At 58.1% G+C, this 25,998-nt stretch carries 23 protein-coding genes and 2 tRNA genes; 19 read left to right on the top strand and 6 right to left on the bottom strand.

Annotated features, from left to right (window positions below):
- Positions 1–2: 2 nt before the first annotated feature.
- Entirely contained in the window at positions 3–314 is a 312-nt protein-coding gene (locus tag ACYJRZ_RS11955) for a hypothetical protein (protein ID WP_459459148.1), read from the bottom strand.
- A gap of 116 nt (positions 315–430) precedes the next feature.
- On the opposite strand from ACYJRZ_RS11955, the gene ACYJRZ_RS11950 reads away from it, so the two are divergent.
- The 3 genes from ACYJRZ_RS11950 (at position 431) to ACYJRZ_RS11940 (ending at position 1,703) form a co-directional block, all read left to right on the top strand.
- Positions 431–505: transfer RNA gene (locus tag ACYJRZ_RS11950), tRNA-Asn, on the top strand.
- 296 nt (positions 506–801) lie between these two features.
- Positions 802–1,206 (top strand): DoxX family protein, encoded by a 405-nt coding sequence (locus ACYJRZ_RS11945; RefSeq protein ID WP_459459147.1) that lies wholly within the window; start codon positions 802–804, stop codon positions 1,204–1,206.
- A 311-nt stretch (positions 1,207–1,517) separates the two neighbouring features.
- Positions 1,518–1,703 (top strand): hypothetical protein, encoded by a 186-nt coding sequence (locus tag ACYJRZ_RS11940; protein WP_459459146.1) that lies wholly within the window; start codon positions 1,518–1,520, stop codon positions 1,701–1,703.
- Positions 1,704–1,890: 187 nt separating this feature from the next.
- Here ACYJRZ_RS11940 and ACYJRZ_RS11935 read toward each other — a convergent pair whose 3' ends face one another.
- Both ACYJRZ_RS11935 and ACYJRZ_RS11930 read right to left on the bottom strand, forming a co-directional pair.
- On the bottom strand, positions 1,891–2,025 hold the full coding sequence (locus tag ACYJRZ_RS11935) for a hypothetical protein (protein ID WP_459459145.1): 135 nt from the start codon (positions 2,023–2,025) through the stop codon (positions 1,891–1,893).
- Positions 2,026–2,398: 373 nt separating this feature from the next.
- Entirely contained in the window at positions 2,399–3,505 is a 1,107-nt protein-coding gene (locus ACYJRZ_RS11930) for a porin (protein WP_459459144.1), read from the bottom strand.
- A gap of 844 nt (positions 3,506–4,349) precedes the next feature.
- Here ACYJRZ_RS11930 and ACYJRZ_RS11925 point away from each other — a divergent pair.
- Positions 4,350–4,423, top strand: a tRNA-Cys gene (locus tag ACYJRZ_RS11925).
- A gap of 486 nt (positions 4,424–4,909) precedes the next feature.
- Here ACYJRZ_RS11925 and ACYJRZ_RS11920 read toward each other — a convergent pair.
- The gene (locus ACYJRZ_RS11920; RefSeq protein ID WP_459459143.1) at positions 4,910–5,350 is read right to left on the bottom strand and encodes a Rap1a/Tai family immunity protein; all 441 of its coding nucleotides are present in this window, start codon (positions 5,348–5,350) and stop codon (positions 4,910–4,912) included.
- A 444-nt stretch (positions 5,351–5,794) separates the two neighbouring features.
- Here ACYJRZ_RS11920 and ACYJRZ_RS11915 point away from each other — a divergent pair, with 444 nt between their 5' ends.
- The 6 genes from ACYJRZ_RS11915 (at position 5,795) to exoR (ending at position 13,739) form a co-directional block, all read left to right on the top strand.
- Entirely contained in the window at positions 5,795–6,445 is a 651-nt protein-coding gene (locus ACYJRZ_RS11915) for a protein-L-isoaspartate O-methyltransferase family protein (protein WP_459459142.1), read from the top strand.
- 253 nt (positions 6,446–6,698) lie between these two features.
- The gene (locus ACYJRZ_RS11910) at positions 6,699–7,565 is read left to right on the top strand and encodes a PopZ family protein (RefSeq protein WP_459459141.1); all 867 of its coding nucleotides are present in this window, start codon (positions 6,699–6,701) and stop codon (positions 7,563–7,565) included.
- 122 nt (positions 7,566–7,687) lie between these two features.
- Complete coding sequence (locus ACYJRZ_RS11905) at positions 7,688–10,531, top strand: valine--tRNA ligase (RefSeq protein ID WP_459459140.1); 2,844 nt, start codon at positions 7,688–7,690, stop codon at positions 10,529–10,531.
- Between the two features lie 461 nt (positions 10,532–10,992).
- On the top strand, positions 10,993–12,252 hold the full coding sequence (locus tag ACYJRZ_RS11900; RefSeq protein WP_459459139.1) for an OmpP1/FadL family transporter: 1,260 nt from the start codon (positions 10,993–10,995) through the stop codon (positions 12,250–12,252).
- A gap of 313 nt (positions 12,253–12,565) precedes the next feature.
- Positions 12,566–12,943, top strand: a complete 378-nt coding sequence (locus ACYJRZ_RS11895; protein WP_459459138.1) for a hypothetical protein — start codon at positions 12,566–12,568, stop codon at positions 12,941–12,943.
- Positions 12,936–13,739, top strand: coding sequence for an exopolysaccharide production regulator ExoR (exoR, locus tag ACYJRZ_RS11890; RefSeq protein WP_459459137.1), 804 nt, complete (start codon positions 12,936–12,938; stop codon positions 13,737–13,739). Before ACYJRZ_RS11895 ends, exoR begins: the two co-directional genes overlap by 8 nt.
- A 62-nt stretch (positions 13,740–13,801) precedes the next feature.
- Here exoR and xth read toward each other — a convergent pair whose 3' ends face one another.
- The gene (xth, locus tag ACYJRZ_RS11885; protein WP_459459136.1) at positions 13,802–14,593 is read right to left on the bottom strand and encodes an exodeoxyribonuclease III; all 792 of its coding nucleotides are present in this window, start codon (positions 14,591–14,593) and stop codon (positions 13,802–13,804) included.
- A gap of 129 nt (positions 14,594–14,722) precedes the next feature.
- A complete protein-coding gene (erpA, locus tag ACYJRZ_RS11880; RefSeq protein ID WP_459459135.1) occupies positions 14,723–15,055 on the bottom strand; it encodes an iron-sulfur cluster insertion protein ErpA in 333 nt (110 codons plus the stop codon).
- 308 nt (positions 15,056–15,363) lie between these two features.
- Here erpA and ACYJRZ_RS11875 point away from each other — a divergent pair, with 308 nt between their 5' ends.
- The 9 genes from ACYJRZ_RS11875 (at position 15,364) to tatC (ending at position 25,996) form a co-directional block, all read left to right on the top strand.
- Positions 15,364–16,581, top strand: a complete 1,218-nt coding sequence (locus ACYJRZ_RS11875; RefSeq protein ID WP_459459134.1) for a deoxyguanosinetriphosphate triphosphohydrolase — start codon at positions 15,364–15,366, stop codon at positions 16,579–16,581.
- Positions 16,582–16,636: 55 nt separating this feature from the next.
- Positions 16,637–18,397 carry an arginine--tRNA ligase gene (gene argS / locus ACYJRZ_RS11870; protein ID WP_459459593.1) on the top strand — a complete coding sequence of 587 codons (1,761 nt, stop codon included), beginning with the start codon at positions 16,637–16,639 and terminating at the stop codon, positions 18,395–18,397.
- Positions 18,398–18,458: 61 nt separating this feature from the next.
- Complete coding sequence (locus ACYJRZ_RS11865) at positions 18,459–21,200, top strand: SPOR domain-containing protein (protein WP_459459133.1); 2,742 nt, start codon at positions 18,459–18,461, stop codon at positions 21,198–21,200.
- A 124-nt stretch (positions 21,201–21,324) separates the two neighbouring features.
- The gene (nagZ, locus tag ACYJRZ_RS11860) at positions 21,325–22,338 is read left to right on the top strand and encodes a beta-N-acetylhexosaminidase (RefSeq protein WP_459459132.1); all 1,014 of its coding nucleotides are present in this window, start codon (positions 21,325–21,327) and stop codon (positions 22,336–22,338) included.
- Positions 22,339–22,411: 73 nt separating this feature from the next.
- Positions 22,412–23,209, top strand: a complete 798-nt coding sequence (locus ACYJRZ_RS11855; RefSeq protein WP_459459591.1) for a segregation and condensation protein A — start codon at positions 22,412–22,414, stop codon at positions 23,207–23,209.
- A 40-nt stretch (positions 23,210–23,249) separates the two neighbouring features.
- Positions 23,250–23,942 carry an SMC-Scp complex subunit ScpB gene (gene scpB / locus ACYJRZ_RS11850; protein WP_459459589.1) on the top strand — a complete coding sequence of 231 codons (693 nt, stop codon included), beginning with the start codon at positions 23,250–23,252 and terminating at the stop codon, positions 23,940–23,942.
- 246 nt (positions 23,943–24,188) lie between these two features.
- Positions 24,189–24,395, top strand: coding sequence for a twin-arginine translocase TatA/TatE family subunit (locus ACYJRZ_RS11845; RefSeq protein WP_459459131.1), 207 nt, complete (start codon positions 24,189–24,191; stop codon positions 24,393–24,395).
- A 54-nt stretch (positions 24,396–24,449) separates the two neighbouring features.
- Positions 24,450–25,172 carry a Sec-independent protein translocase protein TatB gene (tatB, locus tag ACYJRZ_RS11840; RefSeq protein ID WP_459459130.1) on the top strand — a complete coding sequence of 241 codons (723 nt, stop codon included), beginning with the start codon at positions 24,450–24,452 and terminating at the stop codon, positions 25,170–25,172.
- A complete protein-coding gene (gene tatC / locus ACYJRZ_RS11835) occupies positions 25,169–25,996 on the top strand; it encodes a twin-arginine translocase subunit TatC (RefSeq protein WP_459459129.1) in 828 nt (275 codons plus the stop codon). The genes tatB and tatC overlap by 4 nt, the downstream gene beginning before the upstream one ends.
- Positions 25,997–25,998 lie beyond the last annotated feature (2 nt).

Raw genomic sequence — 25,998 nt, 5'->3', positions numbered from 1 at the left:
AGTTAGTTTGCTGGTCGGCGTTTTCGCGTCCACCATACGGCGAAGCGGCGGCGCCAGCGGCGCACCACCGGCATGTCGTGCGAGAGCACGATGAAGCCCAATGGCAGCATCCAGAAGCCGAGTACCGGCAGGAAGCCGAGCAGGCCGCCGAAGATAAGCGCTATCCCCACGCCGACGCGGGCAAGGCGTGATCGAGGTAGGGGAATTCTCACAGAGCCGAAAACCAGCTCGCGGGTAGAGGGATCAATGCCAAAACGGCGGGTTTTCCGGCCATTCCGATTGGCATTTGCTGGCGTTTCGCTTTGATCGGTCATCCACAGGAAATGGTGGCGCGAGGAAATAATGCAAGAGAATTCATTTTTTTTGAAAAAACCGCTTGGCAAATCGGGAAAGCATTTGTATTACCCCGCTCACACCGCGCCAAGCGCATTCCCTGGTAGCTCAGCGGTAGAGCATTCGACTGTTAATCGACAGGTCGCCGGTTCGAATCCGGCCCGGGGAGCCACTCTTCTTCTACAGAATTGAAGCTGATATCGGAGCAAACATGCCCGATTGACTTAATCCTGTGTTCGTAATTCTCAAAGCTGATGAGTGCGGCCAAGCTTATAGCAGCACATTTTTGCAGTTTTATTGCGCATGCCCCGCAGCACTGACTTCGGCCGAGGCTCGCCTGGTTCGACAGTGGTATCTTCGTTGACCGGTCTTTCCCATTCATGCCAGATTGCCGCCACCTGTCAGCCAGGCGTCAATGCCGGTGGGCAATGGGAATGTGGGCCAAATCTGGCACATTTGGGGGATAAGATGGCCGAGAATGCGAGCTTTCGTGGTGGAGTGGCGGTGGGATGGGTTCTTAGCGTAATTGTGATTCTTGCATTGGTGGCCGATGGGGCGGTTGATCTGTTTGCGCCGGCCTTGATCAGCGCGCAGATGGCGGAGACGGGCTTTCCCGCCAATCTGGCTACGGTGGTGGGTTTGATCATCTTCGTCTGCGTCATTCTTTACGCAATTCCGCGCACGGCAGTCCTTGGAGCGATCCTGACGACCGGGTTCTTCGGCGGTGCAATTTGCGCCCATCTGCGCCTCGGAGAAATCGGGTCGCCTCCACAACTTATAAGTTTATTGCTCGGCGTCACGGCGTGGGGTGGCCTTTATCTTCGCGACGAACGTATTCGGCGCCTGCTGCCCCTTCGTTCGGTGGACGACTGAAAATCGAGCGCATGAATCATTCAGGCTTTTTGCGGTGCAATAACAATATCTTGCGCTGCACTTTTCTTCCCGCGAGATGGCGAATGGTAGCGGGCTAATGAGATCGTGCCAAAATAATGCATTCGTGATTTTCGAGAGCCCGCCAAGGGACCTCTCGGGTGGATATATGTGGTCTTTCTGAAAAAATTAGTTCAAGGTATGGTTGCTCTCGCGAATGTGAGAGCATGTTCATGTGTCGTTAATGCCATGCGGCGCATGAACGTAATGCGCGATCCGCGCAGCATAGTCCCCCAATGCTTTAGAGGTTCGACATGAAAAATCTGATTCTTGCTTCTGCAGTAGCTGTGGCGTCGGTCTTTGCCTTCAGCGTGCCGTCCGAGGCCGCTCCGATGCATCATCATCGTCATCACCACTATCATCATCACTGCCATGTGAAGAAGGTAAAGCGCAAGATTCATGGACGTTGGGTTATCCGCCATGTTCGCGTCTGCCGTTAATCGCAAGACGTTAGGAACCGGCGCAGGTTCCTCTTAAAATAATATGGCCGCCGCCGGAGTTCCGGTGGCGGCCATATTGTTTGTGTTATTCCCCGACGTGACCCGCTTCCTACCTTGTGTCCGACGTGAGCTTGGCAGATATCATTCCGATATCGCAACCCGCCGCACTAAGGCCGAATCTCGAATATCACACCGCCATGGCGGCGGTGATGATAGCGGCGGTCGTCCCGCCATCTGTCATCCCAATGGCGGCGGCGGTCCCAGCCGCGGTCGCCATGCCAGTGACGGCGATCGCGATCACGCCAGCGGGGACGGTCGTCATTGCCCCATCGGCGCGATCCTTGCTCTTGCACTAGGATAAGATCTGATGCCCGCGATATAGATGGACTGCTCGGCGGCGCGGCCACTGCAGGCAGGGCGGCGGATAGCGCTGAGCCCGTGGCCAGCGCCACGCTCAAGGCGAGCGAAGCAAGGTAGTGTTTCAAGGTTCTAACTCCTGTATTCAGCTATGTCCCTTTTCATCGCTAAACGCCCAGGGCAGCGACTAGGTTCCCCTTTTCGTTGACTGGAGATCCTTGTGACACGCGTATTGATCGCAGGAGGAGCCGCTGATTGCGGGTGTTACAATGAAAAAGGGGGCCGGCAGGGAAAGCCGGCCCCCTTCCTTCTCTGATCGGAGGTCAAGTCTGATCAGGTTAGAAGTTGCGTTCGAAGCGCAGGATGCCCGAAACGGTATCGTCGTGGGCATAGTCATAATGAACGTAAGTCAGTTCCGGCTCGACCAGGAGGTTCTTGACCGGGTTGAACTTCAGGTTCGTGGTTGCTTCGAAGATCTTCGAGTCGCTGTAGGCGAGCTGCAGGTTCCACTTCAGCTTGTCGTTGACCGGAACGCCGACGCCGCCCCAAACAGCCCAATCACCCCAGCCGCACTTCGAGGCATTGACGGTGCCGTTCGGCGCCGTGCAAGCAGAGACGTCCTGGTTGGTGCCGGCATACTTGTTGAGCTTGTCGCCGTCAGTATTCCAGCCGCCCATCAAGAAGGCCGTGAATGCGCCGAAGTCAGCATCGATGCGAGCCTTGATGGCGCCTTCTTCGACGATCGAGTCGTAACCACCGACGACCTTGAAGCCCCATGCACCGGACTTGAAGCCGGCACCGGCGACAACGTCAGGAGCGTAGTGATTGGTCCGGTCGTCCGTCCACCAGCTTGCGCCGTAGGATGCCGAGCCGGTCGTGGCGGAGTTGGAATCTTCAAGCGAGATCACAGCCGAGAAGCCGTTGCCGCCGTCATATTCATAGGTCAACTGATTGAGTTCGTACGGACCGTCATAGATCACGTCGTCGTTGATGACGTCGCCGGCGTAGCCGATATACAGGTTGTACTGCGAGTCTTTCTTACCAACGGTGAAGCCACCGAGGCTGATGTAGGACCACAGCAGGTTGGTGGAGGTGGAGCCGCCGTCGTTCCAGTCCCAGCGAACGATGGTTTCGGTCTTCAGCGGACCGTATTCGGTGTCGGTTGCGGTGTCGACGTTCAGCTCGGCACGAGTATGCCACAGCGTGCCCTGATGGCTATCACGGTTGTAAGCATTATACCACTCACCTTCCGTACGCACCTTGCCGCCGATCTTGAGGCAGGTTTCGGTACCCGGGATGAAGAAGTAGCCAGCACCGTAAGCGTCGCAGATGCGGACGTATTCCAGCGGCTCCGGCTCGGCTGCGACGATCGCGTCAGCCGCGTGAGCACCGGATACTGCTGCCAGGGCAGCAGCGGAGCCGAGAAGAAGGCTCTTGATGTTCATAATAACTCCAATCTTTCTTGATTGGGCATGAGATATCGCGCCGAAAAACGACGTGCCCAACCCCATCCCGTTCATGTTCCCTATCAGTAGGTGCGAAGTAATAAGCTTCGCGAACTATTTCCTGAACCTGCTTCGGTGATTTGGCAAGATACTAAGGATGCAGAACTATATGCGCCCTACTTGAAAACCGGCGTTGTTGCAAAAATGACGCAATTTGTAGTGCTTCGCCCGTCGGGCGGAAAAACAAAGTATCATTCCGTATCGGAGAAAAGGGCAGCTTTATCCGGCTTCCACCTCGGTGCGATCTAGCCATCTGGCTGTGTGGTGCGTCCGACGACATTACTGGGGGCGTAGTCTCGTCGGACGCGGCACTGTCCGGTCTGTGGGTGGCGTACAAACCGGTGGTACTAAATCTAACATCTACCTCAGGTCCCCATAACCTACCTGAATGGGCTGGCAGCGACCACGCCTCCGGACGAGGTGGTTATTCGCCGAGACGGTAATGTTCTTTTGCTCTGAAACCCGGTTGGTTTGCAATAATTCGGCGCGATTGGCCGAGTATCCGAAATCACCAGTTATCGGCAGCTGCGCCTTATGTTGAAGTCGATCTCTGTTGATGCAAATGAAGGATCGGGTAGGGCGCCACCTGATTGTCGATATCTGGCGTGTCCTGTCGCCCTGAACCGAACCGCTCGTAAAAGCCGACCGCGTCGGCATTTTGCTCGCCCGCATGAGCAAATATCTTTTCTGAATGAAAAAAGGATAGGATTCAGAATGAACCCTCTTGCGGTTTTCTTTGGATCATTCTAAATCCGCGCCACCACAACGCAAATTGCTTTCGGATGGCCTCGTGGCGGAGTGGTTACGCAGAGGACTGCAAATCCTTGCACCCCGGTTCGATTCCGGGCGAGGCCTCCATTTCTTCCAAGCTCAATTCTAAATATCTGATTTTGCTTTATGTTTTCAGCTTTGGCGCTTTGAAGCTCAGCCACTCCGTCAAGAGAAAACGAAGTGTGGCAATCGTTGCGCGTTTAGATTCCCTTCCCATCGATCGCCGACAATGATTCTGGCGGTTCCACCCTGCTGATCAAAATCTTGGGCAAAGGATTGCTGTGGTGGGATCAATCGAGATCGCGGCCGGAGCATTTACCTTTGCGGCTAGGCACTTCAGTTTTTTCGCTCGGATGATCTTGGATGTTGGGTTCGCGGGCTTACGACAAGCCGCCGTCTTGGCAGGTCGGGTGGTTCCGCGAGCCATAAAAAGCAAAAGCGGTCCAGTCTAGGGAAAAAACTGGGCCGCCTTTTGCTGGACTGGAGGTCAATCAAATTCAGCACGCTAATTGTAAGGTTGACTTAGTATTTGTCAACAAAAATGAGGACTGGGACGTTGGGCCTCGCTGGAGCTTATTCCTCAAGACATGGAAAGGCGAATTTATAGGCGCGCGCGATCAAAGAGCTGGCGGGCCGCTCCAGCTGCCAGGAGTGCTCCGCCATCCATTTGCAGGCGATCGTCGTCGCTTTTGTATTGCTGAGCTCGGGTGGCAGACAGAAAGCACCGACAAACTGCTGAAGGTAGCGCTCATAGCGCGATGAGTTCTTGGGCGTCTGCTTTGTGGCCCGGATCGTCAGGCTCTTCGTTCGCTGGGCCTCGTCGAGAATGCCCTGGATATAGACCGAAGCGAGCGTTCGATCCTCTTCGCACCATTCGTCGAGTTGCTTTCCGGTAACGATGTGTCCGATGATCGGAGCCGGCTCTTTTGGTTCATCCTCGCTTGAGGTTTCCTCGCTCAACACAACTTGGGGCAAGAGAAGGAGAAGCGCTGCGGCGCAGAGCGAAAGCCTCATTCGGAAAACCTACATCATCGAGGAAAGACTCGCGGCCAGGAAAACCACAAGCGGCAGCGACGTTACGACGAAAAGAACGAGAGAAACAGGCATCCCAGCCACCTTCTATTCAAATTTAATATCTGGGCCGAATGGCTTCGGGCCGGAAGGTCGATTGGTCACCACGGCGGGTGCAACGCATGGAAGCGTGGGCGCCTGAAGTTAACATTTTGCTAACATGCGTCCCGATCCTGAGCACGGCGGATTCCTAAATGTCTTCGAGGTCCGATACCAGGACGATGACGCATGCGGCCGGTGTCAAGATTGTTGTTCGCCTGCGACGCCTTGTGATGAATCTCTGCGCCTGTTGCCGCAATGCCTTGAAAGCGAAGCGTCAGGCGATTAAGACACGCGTAACAGAAAGTAGAGCCAGCCGGTCTGGCACCAAGGGCGCAAGAGGATAAGATGGATTTCGAAGCAGCGCGCGTGAAGATGGTCGAGAACCAGATCCGGACAACGGATGTCACCTCTCATTCCGTGTTGAATGCATTTTTCGCCGTACCGCGCGAAAATTTCGTACCGGAGAAGTCGAAGCTCCTGGCCTATGTCGACTGCGATATCGAGGTCGCCCCTGGCCGTTTCCTGATGGAGGCCTCGCCGCTCGCAAAGCTGCTGCAGCTCGGTGCCATCACCAAGGACGACAAGGTTCTCGATGTCGGCTGTGGCACGGGTTACGTGTCCGCCGTCCTGTCACTTCTCGCCGGCAAGGTTATCGCGCTTGAATCCAACGAGGGGCTAGCGGCTCAGGCGAAGACCAATCTTGCCGCGCTTGGCTACGGCAATGTGACCGTCGTTGGAGGTGACCTTGAAAAGGGGCATGCCGCCGATGCACCTTATGATGTGATTTTCCTCAACGGCTCCGTCGAACAGTTGCCGCAGGGCCTGCTGGACCAGCTTGGCGAAGACGGTCGCCTGATCACCGTTATCGGCTATGGCCAGGCTGCCCGCGCAACCGTTTTTATGCGCGAACGCGGTGCGTTTTCGGAAAACGTCTTCTTCAACGCCTCGATCAAGCCGCTGCCGGGCTTTGCCAAGGCCAAGGAATTCGTCTTCTGATTTTCAGAGCGACCTGTTCAGTAAGCTTGCGACAGGCGCCTCCGGGCGCCTGTTTTTTATTGCCGCGCTCTGTGGCAGAATCACGTTTAGCAGAGCGATTCGTCGTGATCGTAACAAAACTGTGCATCACCGGGTTTAGTGCTTTTCAGGTGATTTTTTTCCCGAAGACAGTCATCTAGGGTGGCCCTGATTCGGGTGCCGCGTGGCGAGTTTACGGTGCGAGTTTCCGGTCGTCGAATATGGGAAAACGGGGATGAATATGGCTCAGCCAAATGTAGTGCGTGAACCGTCCATGGAAGAGATTCTGGCGTCGATCCGCAGGATCATCGAAAGTAATGAGCCTGTAGGTGCCAAGCCGACCCCCACGACGCATTTTGCCGGCTCTGGCGTGCGTGACGACGACATTCAGTTGACTGTGGATGAAGAATTCGCCGCCGCTGACCGCGCCCGTGCCGCCGAACAGGATCCGCGTTTTGTCGCGGCAAACTCGCAGCTGCCGGTTGCCGAGCCCGAGGCCGCAGGCCGCGGTCTCTCGCTGGCCGATGTTGCCGCGCGCGTGCGCGCTGCATCCGAACGTAACACCGCCGCTTTGCTGAATGCCGGACGCGAGCCGCAGCCGCGCGAGCTGCCGCCGGCCATAGCCGCCCGCCTTGCCGAGGTGCATGTCGAGCCGATCGCCGACGCCCCCCTGAGGCAGGCCATTACGGAGGTTGCCGCACCGGTCGCACAGTCGCCCATGCGGATGCCGGAAGTGGAACCCGATATGGAGGAGCAGAAGCCGATGGCTGCCGCTGTGGCGCCTCAGGTCGCAGCGTCCGTCGAGTCATCGCTTTTTGAGGCGCATGAACCAGCCGTTGCCATGGAGGTGGAAGCACCCTTGTCGACCCAGGCCATCTCTGCGTCGCCACTAATGTCGGAAGCCACCGGTGCTCAAGTTTCCCGCTCATTCGAGGAGCTGGCTGCAGTCGTCGACGGTGGTCCGCGCCGCTCCCTCGATGAGCTGGCCCAGGAGATGCTGCGCCCCATGCTGCAGGAATGGCTCGACGACAACTTGCCGACCCTTGTGGAGCGACTCGTGCGTGAGGAAATCGAACGAGTGGCTCGCGGTTCGCGCCGCTGATAGCCTCGAGCTTCGGGTAGCCGATCCGCCGCTCCGGGCTCCGGGGCGGCTTTTTTATTGACTTGCTCCCGGCCATCCTATTTACAACCCGCATCACCCAGTCCTCTAGATCCGGTCATAAAATGCTCGACAAAACATATGATTCCGCCACCGTCGAACCGAAGATCGCCCAAAAATGGGATGAGGCCGACGCCTTTCGCGCCGGCGCGAACGCCAAGCCGGGCGCGGAAACCTTCACGATCGTCATACCCCCGCCGAACGTGACCGGTTCGCTGCACATGGGCCATGCGCTGAACAATACGCTGCAGGACATCATGGTGCGGTTCGAGCGCATGCGCGGTAAGGACGTTCTCTGGCAGCCGGGCATGGATCATGCGGGCATCGCCACGCAGATGGTCGTCGAGCGTCGTCTTGCCGAGCGTCAGCAGCCGGATCGCCACAAGATGGGCCGCGAAGCATTCATTGAAAAAGTCTGGGAGTGGAAGGACGAGTCCGGCGGGTTGATCTTCAATCAGCTGAAGCGCCTCGGCGCTTCCTGCGACTGGTCGCGCGAACGCTTCACCATGGACGAGGGCCTGTCCAAGGCCGTTCTCGAAGTCTTCGTCACGCTCTACAAGGAAGGCCTGATCTATCGCGACAAGCGGCTGGTCAACTGGGACCCAAAAATGCTGACCGCAATTTCGGACATCGAAGTCGAGCAGCACGAGGTCAACGGCAATCTCTGGTACCTGCGTTATCCGCTGGAGCCGGGCGTCACCTATCAGCATCCGATTGCCTTCGATGAAGAAGGCAAGGCGACGGAATGGGAAACGCGCGATTATCTCGTCGTTGCCACCACCCGCCCAGAAACCATGCTGGGCGATACCGGCGTTGCCGTTAATCCGGAAGACGAACGCTACAAGCCGCTTGTCGGCAAGCATGTCATCTTGCCGATCGTCGGTCGCCGCATCCCGATCGTTGCCGACGAGTATCCGGATCCCACAGCTGGAACGGGTGCGGTCAAGATGACGCCCGCGCATGATTTCAACGACTTCGACGTCGGTAAGCGTCGCGGCCTGCGCATCGTCAACATCCTGACCCCGGAAGCGACCATCACCATCAAGGACAACGAGGATTTCCTTGAAGGTCTCGACAATCCTGCTGCCCTGCACGGAGCCTGGGATGAGCTGGAAGGCAAGGACCGCTTCGAGGCGCGCAAGATCATCGTCCGTATTTTCGAAGAATCGGGTCTTCTGGATAAGATCGAGCCACACAAACACATGGTTCCGCATGGTGACCGTGGCGGCGTGCCGATCGAGCCGCGCCTGACGGAGCAGTGGTATGTCGACGCCAAGACGCTCGCCGAACCGGCGATCGCCTCGGTTCGTGAAGGGCGTACGAAGCTCGTTCCGAAAAGCTGGGACAAGACCTATTACGACTGGATGGAAAACATCCAGCCGTGGTGCGTTTCACGTCAGCTCTGGTGGGGGCATCAGATTCCCGCCTGGTACGGCCCGGATGGTCAGGTCTTCGTCGAAAAGACCGAGGAAGAAGCGCTACAGGCCGCGATCCAGCATTACCTTTCGCATGAGGGGCCGATGAAGGCCTATGTCGAGGACCTGTTGGAGAACTTCAAGCCGGGCGAAATCCTGACGCGCGACGAAGACGTGCTCGACACCTGGTTCTCCTCGGCGCTTTGGCCGTTCTCGACGCTGGGCTGGCCTGATGAGACGCCTGAACTGGCACGTTACTATCCGACGAACGTCCTAGTCACCGGCTTCGACATCATCTTCTTCTGGGTTGCCCGCATGATGATGATGAGCCTTCACTTCATGAAGGATGAGAACGGCGAGCCTGTCGAGCCGTTCAACACGGTCTATGTCCACGCCCTGGTCCGCGATAAGAACGGCCAGAAGATGTCGAAGTCCAAGGGCAACGTCATCGACCCGCTGGAACTAATCGATCAGTACGGCGCCGATTCGTTGCGTTTTACGTTGGCGATCATGGCCGCGCAGGGTCGCGACGTTAAGCTCGACCCGGCCCGTATCGCCGGCTATCGCAACTTCGGCACCAAGCTCTGGAACGCCACGCGCTTTGCCGAGATGAACGGCGCCAAGAGCGACCCGCATTTCGTCCCCGAAGCCGCAGAGCTTACCGTCAACCGCTGGATCCTGACGGAGCTGGCGCGTGCGGAGCGCGACGTGACCGAGGCACTGGAAAGCTTCCGCTTCAACGATGCTGCAGGCGCGCTCTATCGCTTCATCTGGAACCAGTTCTGCGATTGGTATCTTGAGCTCTTGAAGCCGATCTTCAATGGCGAGGATGAAGGCGCCAAGGCGGAGGCCCAATCTTGTGCTGCCTATGTTCTCGAAGAGACCTACAAGCTGCTTCATCCATTCATGCCCTTCATGACCGAAGAGCTCTGGGCGCACACGGCGGGCGAAGGCAGAGAACGCGACGGCCTGATCTGCCATGCGGATTGGCCGGCACCGTCCTATGCCGATAATGTCGCCGCCGACGAGATCAACTGGCTGATCGATCTGGTTTCCGGCATTCGCTCTGTTCGTTCGGAAATGAACGTGCCGCCAGCTGCAACGGCACCCCTGGTCGTGGTCGATGCCAATAGCCTGACGCGCGAACGCCTGTTCCGTCATGACGCCGCCATCAAGCGGCTGGCGCGTGTGGAATCGGTTTCGCTTGCCGATACCGCACCCAAGGGCGCAGCTCAGATCGTCATAGGCGAGGCGACGGTCTGCCTGCCGCTCGGCAACCTCATCGATCTCTCGGCCGAGAAGGCGCGTCTCGAAAAGGCGATCGCCAAGAATGATCAGGAGATCGCCCGCATTGCCGGCAAGCTTTCGAACGAGAAGTTCGTTGCCAATGCCAATCCGGACGTGGTCGCCGCTGAGCGCGAGCGGCTTGGCGAGCTCGAGGGGCAACAGGCGAGCCTCAAGGTGGCGCTCGCCCGGGTCAGCGAAGCCGGCTGAGGCGTTTGCATAGACTAATGGTTTCACCCCGGAGATGCGCGACCTGAGATATCAGGCCTCGCGCTAGGGAACAGAGATCGAAGAATCGAAAAAGGCATGCGGTACTCGCCGCGTGCCTTTTTTATCGCCTCGATTCGATGGAATGAACTGGCCCGGATATGCCGTCAGTTTCGCACAGGCGAAACAGATTACTCATAAAGTGCTTGATGTAATCGAAAAGCAAAACTGTTGTCATATTGTAACAGAATTGTTGCTGTGAAGAATGAAAATCTCTCCGGGGCTCGAAAATGCCGTTTCGAAAGAAAAAATCACCTACGCCAAGAGATTTTGAGAGGCGGAGTTCGTTTTCTTACGTAAATCAATCGCTCTCTTACATGACCGGTGCTCTTACGCGCCACATTGCCAATTTACGCGATCATCGCAACAATCAAACCACTGAATGCACATGTGGGGGAGATACAATGGCATTTTCTGTTGCGTTGAGGAGCGCAGTCACATTCGTCATCAGCTCGTCTTTTGCGACCGCCGCTTTTGCGGGCGGTCTCGATCGTGGCGGCTACGACATCGATTTGCTCTTCGACAAGGGCCGCTACGTTTTCGAGTCGGGTGTCACCTATGTCATGCCGGACCGCAAGCTAAAGAACGCGAAAGACATCAATCCAGCCGACGGCAATCTCAATAACCGTAGCCGTTCGACGGATGCAGCGGAAAATTATGCCATTCCCTATGCCGCCTTCAAGATCGGCATCACTGACGACATCGACTGCATGGCCGACTATTCACAGCCGTTTGGCGGGCACCTCAACGAAGGTGTAAACTGGGCGGGTGCCAACAACGAAACCGAAGTCAAGGTTCGCACGAACAACTATTCGGCTACCTGCTCGTACAAGTTCGATGCGGGGCCGGGTCAACTACGTCTGATCGGCGGCGGTTTCTACCAGGAAGTCAGCGGGTATAAGTCGCGCCTTGTCTACGCCACGCCGGCCCCGATTTCCGCCATTTACAACGGCATGGGCTCGCTTGATATCGACGGTCACGGTTGGGGCTGGCGCGCCGGTATCGCCTATGAAATTCCGGAATATGCCTTCCGCACGAGCCTTGTCTACAACAGCCGGGTCAAATACGACAACCTCAAGGGTAGCGTCGACCTGACTGAGGTGCCGCCGCCTGTCGTCCCCGGCTTTGGTGGCAAGTTAACCTCGGTTTTCGGCTCTGCCGATGCGCCCGATTCGCTGGAGTGGAAAGTGCAGACCGGCATTGCGCCGGATTGGCTAGCCTTCGGTTCGGTCAAATGGACGAACTGGAGTATCCTGCAGAGCATCGCGCTTTGCCCCAGCTCCACCCGTAGCATATCCTGCAGAGCCAATGGCCCGACCGAGTTAACCTCGCTCGACTTGCTCTACAAGGATGGCTGGACAATCACCGGCGGTGTCGGCCACAAGTTCAACGACAAGTGGAGCGGGGCCGTCAGCCTGACCTGGGACCGTGGTACGAGTGATGGCTATGGCATGAACTCGGATACGTGGACCCTCGGCGCAGGCGTGGCTTACAAGGCGACCGAGCATGTCCAGTTCAATTTCGGAGGTGCTCTCGGCCTCATGACATCGGGTAAGTCCGGACCAGTCACGCGTGGTGGTGTCGTCTATGGTAATGATGCGACCTATAGCTTCGGCAATGACTTAGTCGCTGCACTTCAGACATCGGTGAAAGTCAGCTTCTGATGACAAGTCATTGAACTGAAAGAGCCGAGTGGATTGTTCCTTTACTCTATTGCCAACGTCGCGAGCTCTCATGAGTTTCGCGGCGTTTCTTTATCGGATCGGGAAAAGTGGAGCGTAAACCGGGCCTTCTGCCCGATTTATGGTTAAGAAAATCTCACATCCGATAAAATTTTTGTGACGAATTAGCAACACTCTATTTCAAGACATTGCAGCCACGTGATCAGATTACAATTTGTCCATTTCCCGCCACAAATGGGGAGCAGCGATTACGTGGGCACAGGGGTAAGCCTTATAGAAAGTGCGTAAGCGGTTGATGGGTGAACTTCCACTTTGGCATAAACAACAATTCGGGATCGGAGCCGTGACGCTTCCGGTGCGGTGGAAAAATCGTTGTCTGCCAAGGTATGTCGTCAGCCGGACGATCTTTGATTTCCATCATCGGAAGGCGATTGCGATCGCTCCTTCGGCGGCGGAACGCGGTCGCGGCCGGGCGAATGCTGGTTTGGACATAATTGCAAGCTATGCTCGCAATTGTGGCAAACAGCAGCGGTTGGATGCCATAGGAAGCGCCCTCTCGAAGGACGATCCAGTCTTGTGCGCCATCAGGGAAAACATTCGTGAAACTGATGGCGTTTATGCAAGCGCCGTAACAGGTACGAATGGAGCGAAAGAAATCGACTGTTATGTTTAAGTCCGAGTTCATATCAGCGAGAGTCATGATGCTCAGCCTGTCCCTTGCCACTGCGGTGGTGCTAGCGGGGCAAGCCAAGGCATTCGATATCAATGCCGGCGTCACCAAGGAATCGGGTCCATTCGATCTCTTCAAGTTCGGCTTCAAGGCCTATAAGAACGGGCAAAAGGAAGAGGCGGTCGAAGCCTATCGCTATGCCGCCGAAAAAGGTCACACCGGCTCCCGCTGGGCTCTGGCCAACATGTATGCCGATGGTGATGGCGTCACGCAGAACGATTTCGAAGCGTTCAAGATCTATAGCGAGATCGCCCAGCAAGGCGTTGAGCCGGGTTCGGAAGATACCGGCTTCTTCATCAACGCACTGCTCGCGCTTGCGAGCTACTATAAGACCGGCATTGCCAACAGCCCGGTCAAAGTCGATCTCAATCAGGCACGCCAGCTCTATTTCCAGGTTGCATCCACCTTCGGCGTTCCTGAGGCGCAGTTTCAGCTCGCGCAGATGATGCTGACGGGCGAGGGTGGCGCCACCAATGTGCAGCAGGCCAAGAAGTGGCTGAACCAGGCGCGCAAGAGCGGCCATCCAGGCGCCATGGCCGTCTTCGGCAATATCCTGTTCCAGGAAGGCCAATCCATTCGCGGTCTGGCCTTCATGACGGCAGCACTCGACAAGTGCAAGCCGAAGGACTGCAGCTGGATGGAAGACTTGCAGGAGCAAGCATTCTCCGTTGCCAATGAGAACGATCGCCGAGTAGCAGTCTCCATGGCCCATCAGCTCGACGTCGCAGGCTCCGACTAATTGGCGTTGCATCGGGCTTCCGCCCGGCGGAGATGATAGCCTTTCCCGATCGGGATTGAAGCTTAATTGCTGAAATCCAGGTGGGCGACAACGGGGACATGGTCGGAGGGCTTTTCCCAGGCGCGCACATGCTTCTCGATGGCCGTGCCGGTGAGGCGATCGGCCGCTTCAGGAGAGAGCATCAGGTGATCGATGCGGATGCCGTTATTTTTTGGCCAGGCGCCGGCCTGGTAATCCCAGAATGAATAAAGCTTGATCGCGTCCGTTGTCGCGCGTACCGCATCGGTAAAGCCGAGATGTTCGAGCTGCCGGAAAGCCTGGCGCGTCTGCGGCAAGAAGAGTGCGTCGCTCTCCCAGACCTTCGGGTCGAAACAATCATGCGGCTCGGGGATAACGTTGTAGTCGCCGGCGAGTATCAGGGGCTCTTCAAGGGCCAGGCGCTCCAGGGCGAATTTGCGCAGGCGCTCCATCCAGGCGAGCTTATAGGGGTATTTTTCTGTATCGACCGGATTGCCGTTCGGCAGATAGAGGCAGCAGATCCGCAAGGCGCCATGTCCTCCGACGGAGAACACCGCCTCGATGAAGCGGGCTTGTTCGTCGCCATCGTCACCCGGCAAACCGCGTGTCACTTCATCCGGCTTGGTCTTCGAGAGGATAGCGACGCCGTTGAAACCCTTTTGCCCATGTGTTTCGACGTGATAGCCGAGCGCCTCGATCTCCAGCCTGGGAAATCCTTCATCGACCGTCTTGATCTCCTGCAGGCAGACGATGTCCGGGTTCGAGTCCTTCAGCCACTGGCAGAGGTTCTCGATACGCGCTTTGACGCCGTTGATGTTCCAGGTGGCGATTTTCATGGGCGGCTCATTCCTTTGCTTTGCCCTGTTGTATCCGCAGCTGGCGGGCTTGACTACAGCCCATATGAAAACCGGCCCGAAGCGAAGGCTCCTGGCCGGTTATCAAACTGTGGAAAAGCGGGATGAGGATCAGATGGCAAAACTTGTGCCGCAGCCGCAACTTGCGACCGCATTCGGATTCTTGATCTGAAAGGATTGTCCAAGCAGATTATCGACGAAATCGATCTCGGAGCCTGCCATGTAGACCAGCGACAACTGATCGATCAGGACGGTCGCATTGTCCTTTTCGACAATGATGTCGTCAGCTTCGGGGCCCTCGACGAGATCGAACTTATAGGAAAAACCCGAACAGCCGCCGCCTTCGACAGCGACGCGAAGGGCGCTCTTTCCGGATTCCGCTCCCACGATCGCGGCGATTCGCTTGGCCGCAGCATCCGATAGGGTAACACTTGTCTCAGTCATGTCTTCCTCCTGCCGGGGTCAAGATCCGGAGAGAACCAATAAGCCGCCGAACTTTCAAACGGCTGATATCCGTAGCCTTTATCATGAAAGTCAGGCCGTTGACAGCTATGGTTTCCTGGTTGAGCCACGCACCATTTTGCTGTTTTCTGGTCTATAGGTATGAAGGCCGCAAAGCGGCGTCAATGGGCTGGGATGTACGAAAGAGCGGGCCACTGCCCGGATCGTCGGACAGGACCCCGAACCGATGGCAGGGAAACGACTGTCGCGCTGATGGCGGTGCGGGAGCCAAATGCCGGAATGGATTGATAATGACGATTGATACGCATGCATTGGGTTTCGGATACGGGGAAAAAGCGGCCTATGCGACAAATCCCTGGGAATCGCGTGGGAGGCTCTACGAAGAAGGATCGAGCCCGACACGTTCCGAATTTCAGCGCGATCGCGACCGGATCGTCCACGCGACCGCCTTCCGTCGGTTGAAGCACAAGACGCAGGTCTTCATTGCTCAGGATGGCGATCATTACCGCACACGATTGACGCATACGATCGAAGTTGCCCAGATTGCCCGCGCCTTGGCGCGAGCCCTGAAACTCGACGAGGATCTGGCGGAGGGTGTGGCGCTTGTTCATGATTTCGGCCACACGCCTTTCGGTCATACGGGCGAAGACGCGCTGCATGAAATGTTGCTGCCCTATGGCGGCTTCGATCACAACGCCCAATCCCTGCGCATCGTCACCAAGCTCGAGCGCCGTTATGCCGATTTCGACGGGCTCAATCTTACCTGGGAAACGCTTGAGGGCCTCGTCAAGCACAATGGGCCATTGATGACGCCTGATGGTAAGGGCATCCGCGGTCCGGTGCCGCAGCCAATCCTCGATTATTGCGAGATCCACGATCTCGAAATCACCTCCTATGCCAGCCTTGAAGCGCAGGTCGCCGCGATCGCGGATGACATCGCCTACAATACGCACGACATCGATGATGGCTTGCGTTCCGGCTATCTGACCTTCGACATGCTGGAGGAGGTGCCGTTTCTCGCCACGCTGATGGCCGAGGTGAGGGCGCGCTACCCGCATCTGGAGGCGAGCCGCTTCACGAACGAGATCATGCGCCGGCAGATCACCCACATGGTCGAGGATGTGATCGCCGTTTCGCAGCAAGCGCTCGCCGAAATCAAGCCGGGCAACGTCGCCGACATTCGAGCTGCGGGGCGGGTCATCGCGACCTTCTCGCCCGAGATGGCCGAAACCGATAAGCTGATCAAACAAATGCTGTTCAAGCGTATCTACCGTCATCCCGACATCATGCGCATCCGTGCCGGCGCAGCGCAGATCGTCACGGACCTTTTCCGCGCATATATGGAAAATCCGAGGGAGATGCAGAGCCACTACTGGGTCGATCATATTGCCGGGCTCGCAATTGCCCCCAAGGCAAGGCATGTCGGGGACTATCTTGCCGGCATGACCGACACCTACGCCATCAGCGCCCATAAGCGCCTGTTTGACCAGACTCCCGATTTGCGGTAGGCAGCGGCGGCGTCGGGCCGATAGCGGCTCGCGAAGCTAATGCGTGGACGATATGATGAACCTTTTCACCGATTTCGAAGTAAGAATTAAGAACGCTCTCGAACAAATTGATATTGTGCGAGAAAAGCGATCTGAGCTCGATTTCGGACGTATCGGCGTGGAGCCACCGCGAGATGCCAGTCACGGCGATGTCGCCACCAATGCGGCCATGGTTCTGTCCAAGCCGCTCGGCACGAATCCGCGTGCGCTTGCCGAAATCATCGTCGCCAAGCTGAAGGAAGACGCTGATGTCGCCGAGGTTTCGGTTGCGGGGCCTGGCTTCATCAATATCCGTCTTTCGGTAGGCTACTGGCAGCGACTGCTGGCAACGATGATCTCCGAAGGCGAGAAATTCGGCCGCTCCAAGCTCGGTGAGGGGCAGAAGGTCAATGTCGAATATGTTTCGGCCAATCCGACCGGACCGATGCATGTCGGCCACTGCCGCGGCGCCGTCGTCGGCGATGCGCTGGCAAACCTGCTGGCCTTCTCCGGCTATGAGGTCACCAAGGAATATTACATCAACGATGCCGGCTCGCAGATCGACGTGCTCGCACGCTCCGTCTTTATTCGCTATCGCGAGGCGCTGGGCGAGCAGGTCGGCGAGATACCGCCGGGCCTTTATCCCGGTGATTATCTCGTTCCGGTCGGTGAAGCGCTCGCCAAGGAATTCGGCACCAAGCTACGGGGCATGCCGGAAGAGCAGTGGCTTCCGATCGTCAAGGATCGTGCCATCGATGCGATGATGGCAATGATCAAGGAGGATTTGGAGGCGCTGAACGTTCATCACGACGTCTTCTTCTCCGAGCGCACCCTGCATGCCAATGGCGCGGCACTGATCCGCACCGCGATCAACGACCTGACCTTTAAGGGCTATGTTTACAAGGGCGCGCTGCCGCCGCCGAAGGGACAGCTGCCAGAAGATTGGGAAGACCGCGAACAGACGCTGTTCCGCTCGACCGAGGTGGGTGACGATATCGATCGCCCGCTGATCAAGTCCGATGGTTCCTATACCTACTTCGCTGCCGACGTTGCATACTTCAAGAATAAGTTCGACCGCGGCTTCAACGAGATGATCTACATCCTTGGCGCCGACCATGGCGGCTACGTCAAGCGGCTTGAAGCGGTGGCTCGTGGCGTTTCCGATGGCGCTGCTAAGCTGACGGTGCTTCTGTGCCAGCTCGTCAAGCTGTATCGAAATGGCGAACCGGTGAAGATGTCGAAGCGCTCGGGTGATTTCGTCACCTTGCGCGAAGTCGTCGATGAAGTCGGCCGCGATTCCGTGCGCTTCATGATGCTTTATCGGAAGAATTCCGAGCCACTGGACTTCGATTTCGCCAAGGTCACCGAGCAGTCGAAGGACAATCCGGTCTTTTACGTGCAGTATGCTCATGCCCGCTGTATGTCGGTCTTTCGTCAGGCCAAGGAAGCTTTCCCGGACCTCGATATAGCCTCGCTCGACCTGTCGAAGGCCGTCGTTGGTGCAATCTCCGATCCCACTGAATTGCAGTTGGTTGCGAAGATTGCGGAGTTCCCGCGAATCATCGAAGCTGCGGCACAGTCTCAAGAACCGCATCGCATCGCTTTTTATCTTTACGATCTGGCCAGTTCCTTCCATGGACACTGGAACAAAGGTAAAGATTTACCGGAATTACGTTTTGTTAACGATAAGAACCGAGAATTGAGCATTGCCAGACTTGGGCTGGTGTACGCTGTCGCGTCGGTTTTGAAGTCGGGTCTTGGTATAACCGGGACCGCTGCACCGGACGAAATGCGATAAACGTCACCATTTACCCACATTACGCTGGCATTGGTTGAAGCGTTTTCGAGTGGAACGGGTGATGGCAGAAAAACAGTTCGCGTATCGCGCAAGCGGAAACGACAAGTTCTTTGCGGATGATGATCCGCTTGCGGAACTTGCTCGTATCGTAGGTTTTGAGCCGCGCCCCGCTGCTCAGGCGAATGCTCCGGTTCAGCGGCAAGATCCTGCCTTCAATCTCGAAGACGAACTTCTTCGCGAATTCGAGCGGTACGATACGCCGCGAATGAGTCCGGCAAATGACATTTCGGCTCCGGCGGAGCAGGTGTTGCCGCCGAGCCTTGAACAGGCTGTTCTTCCAGCTGAGCCGGTGCATGTTGAGCCTAAGTTCGAAGAGCCGAAGCTCGAAGGGTCTGCGCCGCAGCCTGCGGCGCCGATCAAGCCGACGATCGGGGCTCGCGATCTGATCGACGAGCTTGAAATGTCGATCGCGCCGGTTTTGCAGCCAGCACAAAAGCCCGTGCCCGTCGAACCACAACCGGCTGCTCCCGTGTTGAAGCCGACGCCGCAGTCCGCTGCTGCCACCATAAGGCTGCCGCTTGCCAACTTTACGCTGGCAACCCCGGCCGCCCCGCGTGAGCAAATCACGCCGGCTGCAGCTCCCGCGCCGAAGGCCGTTTCCGACGAGGCGCTCTTCGATGATGCTATCGATTTCGAGGCGTTCGACGCTGTCGAGCCTCCGCGCGCTCCAGAAGCCGTATCTCAGCCCGCTCCGCCGGTCTTCCGTGCGCCCGAACCGCCAAAGGTGGTTAAGGCCGATCCGGCCGCACTTTCGGCTGAGATCGATGCCCTTCTGGCCGATGTGAATCGTTATCCGGTTCCATCCAGAGCCGATGCGCCGGTTGCCAAGGAAGAACCAGCTTTCGAAGATTTCAGCGTCTCCTTCCCGGAGCCTGCAGAACCGCCGGTCGCTCCGGTTCCTGTGGCACAGCGTGAAGACGCAAAGCCGATTACCTTCGGTGCGGAAGACCCCTTCGCCGATCAGGATTTCGAATTCGATCTGGCCGATATCGAAATGGAGCTTGCAGGTCTCGACTTCGCAGAGGCCGAAAAGTCTTCTACCGCACGGCAGCCGGCTCCGGCCGCTCCGGTGGCAGAGCCCCCCCTATCCCGCGCAACTCCCGTTGCGCCTGCGCCGGCTGCTCCAGTGTTTGCCGCTGTAGCGCCTCAGCCGCTGCCGTCCGCGCCGACTGCCTCTGCCGCAAATGCTGTGCCTGCTGCGACCAAGGCAGCACCAGTGTTCGAAGTCGATCAGCCGCTGCCCTTCGATCCCACGGAAATCGCTGAGACGGAGGATCGTGTCGAAACCTTCGAGGGGTCGCATGTTCCGCATCTGCCAGCAATCGAGCCCGAAGAGCCGATCACGGTTCCGCCGGAATTTGATTTCGACCTCGATTCGGAAATGGCGAGCCTGCTTGGTACGCCGGCCAAGGAGGCCGCACCCGAGCCGATCAAACCGGCCGTTGCCGCCGCCCTCGGTAGTGCCGTTTCCGCCGCTTCCTGGTCGAAGAATGCGGCTGCCCAGTCTGCTGCACCCGTCGCAAAGCAGTCGATCGACGAGTTCGACGAGTTCGAGCGTGCACTGGAAGAGGATTTCCGTCGCAGCTACCGCGAAGCCGCGACGCCTGTCGAGAATGTCGCCAGAATGACGCTGAACCCGGCTGCGGCAAGCCGCCGTCCGGTTCGTTCCGTGCGTGGCATCGTTACGGCCGCCGTTGTCGTCGTTGCGCTGGGCGTTGGTTCCTACGGCGCCTATAGCTGGCTTCGTCACGGGACGCCGCTCTCTAGCTTCTCGGGTGAGCCACGCGTAATTACGGCCGACAGCGATCCAGTCAAGGTCGCGCCGGAAAATCCGGGCGGTACCGTTGTTCCGAATCAGGACAAAGCCGTCTACGACCGCGTTGCCGGCGATAGCACAGCAGCGCCGAAGCAGAAGGAGCTCGTCTCTTCCAACGAGCAGCCTGTCGATGTTGTCCAGAAGACGCTAATTCCCGAAGCCGTATCTCCGGATGACGGTAGCGGCGATCAGGTCACCTCGACGCCGGTTGGTGAAACCGAAGATCCGCGCCTGTTGCCGAACCAGAAGGGTGGTAACAGCAATGTCGCCGCCAACAACGACGATCAGGTGCCGTCGGTCTCGCCGCGCAAGGTGCGCACGATGATCGTCAAGCCGGATGGCTCTCTGGTGCCGCGCGACGAGCCGGTTGCCGACACGACAACCCCGGCGTCCAAGCCGGCGAACAATCAGGTCGCATCGACCGGTTCGCGCCCGTCTGCGGCAAATGCCCCGGCAGCAGCCCAGTCGGATAATACCGATGCCGCCAGCGCCGAGAGCACGCCGATCCGCGTCGTCAAGACGAACCCGGTCCCGACGGCACGTCCGGAGCCCGCCGCCAAGGTAAATCCGGCTGCTCCGGCCCAGGAAGCTCAACCTCAAGCTCAGCCCAAGGCTCAGCCGAAGCAGGTCGCATCTGCTAGCCCGGCGGCTGCAGCCCCGGCTGCCACCTCCGCTGCAAGTGGCGGCGCTTACGGTGTGCAGATCGCATCTCTGCCGACGGAAGCCGATGCGCAGAAATCGCAGGCGAACCTCAAGGTCAAGTTCGCCGGCGTCATCGGCAGCCATCCGCTGGAGATCCGCAAGGCTGACATCGCCGGCAAGGGGACCTACTATCGCGTTCGCGTCGTCGCCGGCTCTAAGGATGAGGCCGCAGCCATCTGCACGCGCTATCGCGCCGCCGGCGGCACCTGCCTGATCTCGAAGTAAGGATCGGATACGAAACTTCTGAAAACGGCGGGCATTGGCTCGCCGTTTTCATTTGTGGCGCTGTTCCTGTGCATCTCCGTTTGACGTCACTCGCATTTCCCGGCGCAAGCCTTATGATTCGGATATGACCGAATCGAAATCCATGATCCTTGGCTGTAGCGGCCACACCATCACACCCGAAGAACGATCCTTCTATCAGGGGGAGCAGCCTTGGGGTTTCATTCTGTTTGGACGCAATATTTCCGAGCCGGCGCAGATCGCCGATCTCGTTGCGTCCTTGCGCGATAGCGTCGGCCGTGATGCGCCTGTTTTCATCGATCAGGAAGGCGGCAGGGTGCAGCGCATTCGCCCGCCGATCCTGCCGCATTATCCATCGGGGCAGGCGCTCGGCGACATCTATCGTCAGGATCGCGAACGAGGCCTCCGTGCCGCATGGCTGATGTCGCGGCTCCATGCCTTCGATTTGCTGAAGTTCGGCATCAATGTCGATTGCCTGCCGGTGCTGGACGTGCCGGTGGAGGGATCGAGCAATGTCATCGGCAATCGCGCCTATGGCTCCGATCCGGTGACGGTGACGGAGATGGGGCGCGCTGCGGCGGAAGGTCTGAAAGCGGGTGGCGTACTGCCCGTGATGAAGCATATACCCGGCCACGGCCGCGGCTTTGCCGATTCGCATCACGAACTGCCCGTCGTCTCGGTTCTGCGCGCGGAGCTGGAGGCGCATGATTTCGCGCCCTTCGTCGCTCTCAAGGATGAGCTGATGGCGATGACATGCCATGTTGTCTTCACCGATATCGATCCGGAAAACCCGGCCACGACATCGCGCAAGGTGAACGAGGAGATCATTCGCGGCTATATCGGTTTCCAGGGATTGCTGCTGTCGGACGATACCTCGATGAATGCGCTGAAAGGCACGATCGGCGAGCGTGCAGCAAATATTATTGCGGGTGGATGCGATATCGTGCTGCATTGCAATGGTGTCATGGACGAGATGCTGCAGGTGGTTCGCAATGTACCCGCGCTGGCGGGTGCGTCGCTGGCAAGGGCCAAGGCGGTCGAAGCGGCTTTCGGCAGAGATGATGGCGCCGATGAAGCCTCCATTCGGGCGGAATTCGACGCGATGTTCGCAGTGGCGTAAACCGGACTTCGAAGAACGGACGGGTGATAGAGTGAGCGGCAGCACGGATAAGCTTCAGCAGGCGGCAACGCCGATGGACAAGCTCTGGCAGGAGAACGAGACGCAACGCGGCTCGCACGAGCCGGCGCTCGTCGTCGATCTTGCCGGCTTCGAAGGACCGCTGGATCTTCTGCTGCATCTTGCGCGCACCCAGAAAGTCGATCTGTCCCGTATTTCCGTTCTAGCGCTTGCCGAGCAATATCTTCAGTTCATCGACAGCGCCCGGCGGATCCGTATCGAGCTTGCGGCCGATTATCTCGTCATGGCCGCGTGGCTCGCCTATCTGAAATCTAAGTTGCTCATCCCCCAGCAGAGCAAGGAAGACGGGCCGACGGGTGAGGAGATGGCGGCGACGCTCGCTTTCCGCCTGAAACGCCTCGAGGCGATGCGTGACGCGGCAACCGATCTCGTCAATCGCAATCGTCTCGGCCGCGATATCTTCGCGCGTGGCGCGCCGGAGCATATTCCAGATCGCCGCCAGTCGGCCTTCGATGCCAGTCTCTATGATCTCCTGACGGCCTATGCTAGCCTGCGTCAGCGTCAGGCGGTGACGCAGGTGACGATCGAGAAGCGCCGTGTGTGGTCGCTTGCCGATGCCCGCGTCATCCTTGACCGCATGATCGGCGAAATCACCGATTGGACGGCATTGGAACATTATCTGCTGAGCTATATGACGACTGCCAACGATCGTGTAACGGCCATCGCCAGCGCCTTTGCGGCTTCGCTGGAGCTGGTGCGCGAAGGGCAGCTGGAAATTCGTCAAGAAGGCGCGTTTGAACCGCTCTACATGCGGCGCGGACCGAAGCATTCGTCACTGGAAGCAGCGGAATAGGGCGGGAAAACGTGTGACGGACCCGGAAGACGAGCAGCATGTGGGGCACGAGGCGGAAGCGCCCGATGTTGATGAGCGCCGGCTGAGCGAGGCCGAGCGCATTGCCGAAGCATTGGTTTTCGCCTCGGCGCAGCCGGTTTCCGAAGCTTTCATTGCCGAGCGTGTGGCGCGTGGCATCGATATTTCTGCCATCATGCAGAAGCTCAGGGCCGATTACGCCATGCGTGGCGTCAATCTCGTGCAGGTGGATGGCGCCTGGGCCTTCCGCACGGCGGCGGATCTTTCTTTCGTGATCCGGCGCGACGAGAGCGAGGTCCGCAAGCTGTCCCGCGCAGCGTTGGAAGTGCTGGCAATTATCGCCTACCACCAGCCTGTCACGCGCGCAGAGATCGAGGATATCAGGGGTGTGCAGACCTCCAAGGGTACGCTCGACGTGTTGATGGAAGCCGGTTGGGTGCGGTTCCGTGGTCGTCGTCGCACACCGGGGCGGCCCGTGACGCTCGGTACGACGCGCGACTTCCTCGATCATTTCGGCCTGGAAGAGCTACGCGATTTGCCCGGTCTCGAAGAGTTGAAGGGGGCGGGGCTGCTTTCGGGCCGTATCCCGGCCAATTTCAATATTCCCTCTCCATTGATGAGTGACGAGCTCACTGAGGACGAAGATCCAATCACGCAGCTGGATCTTGAAGAACTGGGCATCCTCCCGCCGAGCGGCGTAGGTTCCGGCGATTGAACCATTGATCGGTTCCTGAAAGGTGACCGCAATCGCATCGGCAGATTTTCGCAAAACGGCGCGTCAGGTCTCTCTTTCGCCATCAGCAGGTGCGAATATAACAATCATCTTCTCGGCTTGAAGACGTTTCGCCACCCGTATGGGCGTTCGTCATCCCGATATGCGTGGATGCACTACATTTTGGTGTTTGAAAAACATCCGCAAACGTCTTACATCGAAAAGACACTGTAATTGGGAGTTAAAGCAATGGGTTCTCTAAGCATATGGCACTGGCTGATCGTCCTGGCCATCGCGCTGTTGTTGTTCGGCCGTGGGAAGATCCCAGAGCTGATGGGTGATGTCGCCAAAGGCATCAAGAGCTTCAAAAAGGGCATGAGCGACGACGAAGATACGTCGACGTCCGCATCGACGGCCTCCCGTACGGTCGAGCACAAGGCTGACGAAACGAAGTAATCATGTCGGGCAGGCGTGAGCTGAAAGGCTTGCCGTTGGCCCAGGAGCCTTTGCATGTTCGATATAGGCTGGTCCGAGCTGGTGGTTATTGGCGTCGTGGCCTTGGTGGTGATTGGCCCCAAGGAGTTGCCATCGACATTGCGGACCATCGGTAAGATGACGGCGCGCGCCAGGAAAGTCGCTGGCGATTTTCGTGCCCAATTTGATGAAGCCATGCGCGAGGCGGATCTGGATGATGTGCGCCAGACCATTGCCGACGCTCAGAAGCTCAATCCGGTCAACTCACTGCGGGAAGCCATGAACCCGCTACGGGAAATGGGCAATGAGATAAAGGCCGATCTGCAGCGTGCGGCAACGCCAGACAAGGCAGCTTCGGCCGCGACGCCGTTGCCGTCTGAGCCGGTTCCCGGTGTGGCGTCTGGCCTGCCGGAAGCTCTTGCTGCCTCATCTCCGGCGTCTGCCGCTTCGAGCAACCCGTCGCCGGCGGCTGCCGAGATAGGGGCGGCAGTCGTTCCGCAGCCGATTACCGCTGCAAGCGAACCCGCCGAGAAGCCAAAGGCCGTGCGCAAACCGCGCCCGAAGGCTGTCACCAAGTTCGACGACGTTGCGGCCGCTGCCGTACAGACGCCCGTAGTGACGGAAAAACCGAAGCGAGCCCCGCGCAAGGTCGCGACCGCTGCTGCCGTAGAGAAAGCGCCTCCAGCTCCCAGGAAGCGCGCGGCTGCCACAGCCAGCAAGGCCACGCCTAAAACGCCCAAGAAGAAGGACCAGGCATGACGGGTGATATCGACGATAAGCCACAGCCGCTTATCGAACACCTTATGGAATTGCGCACGCGGCTGATCTGGTCGCTCGTCGCGTTTTTCGTTGCCTTCATCGGATGTTTCGCTGTGGCGAAGCATCTCTTCAACTATTTGGTCTACCCATACAAATGGGCCGTGGAGTGGGCTCATCTCGATCTTGCCAAATCCGAACTGATCTATACGGCGCCGCAGGAATTCTTCTTCACCCAGGTGAAGGTCGCGATGTTTGGCGCCCTGGTGATTTCCTTCCCGATCATCGCTTCGCAGATCTACAAATTCGTCGCGCCCGGCCTCTATAAGAACGAGCGCAATGCTTTCCTTCCGTTCCTGATCGCGTCCCCCGTCCTGTTCCTTATGGGAGCCGCGCTCGTCTATTTCTTCTTCACGCCGATGGTGATGTGGTTCTTCCTGAAGATGCAGCAGACGGGTGGCGACGGTCAGGTCGGTATCCAGCTGATGCCGAAGGTCTCGGAATATCTGAGCCTCATCATGACGCTCGTCTTCTCTTTCGGCCTTGTTTTCCAGCTTCCCGTCATCACGACGCTGCTGGCGCGCGTCGGCTTGCTGACGTCAACCTGGCTGGCCGAAAAGCGTAAGTTCGCCATCGTTTTCGCCTTTATCGTCGCCGCCGTGCTGACGCCGCCGGATCCGATGTCCCAGATCGGCCTTGCACTGCCGACAATCCTTCTCTACGAGATTTCCATCTACGCGGCGAGACTCGTGGAACGCCAGCGTAGCCGGCAAGCGCTTGAAGAGAGCGGCGGGACTTCCGAGATCACCACGACGGACGACGTCTAGGC

Source organism: Rhizobium sp. No.120 (assembly GCF_054558365.1).
This window is presented reverse-complemented; position numbering and strand designations above follow the sequence as displayed.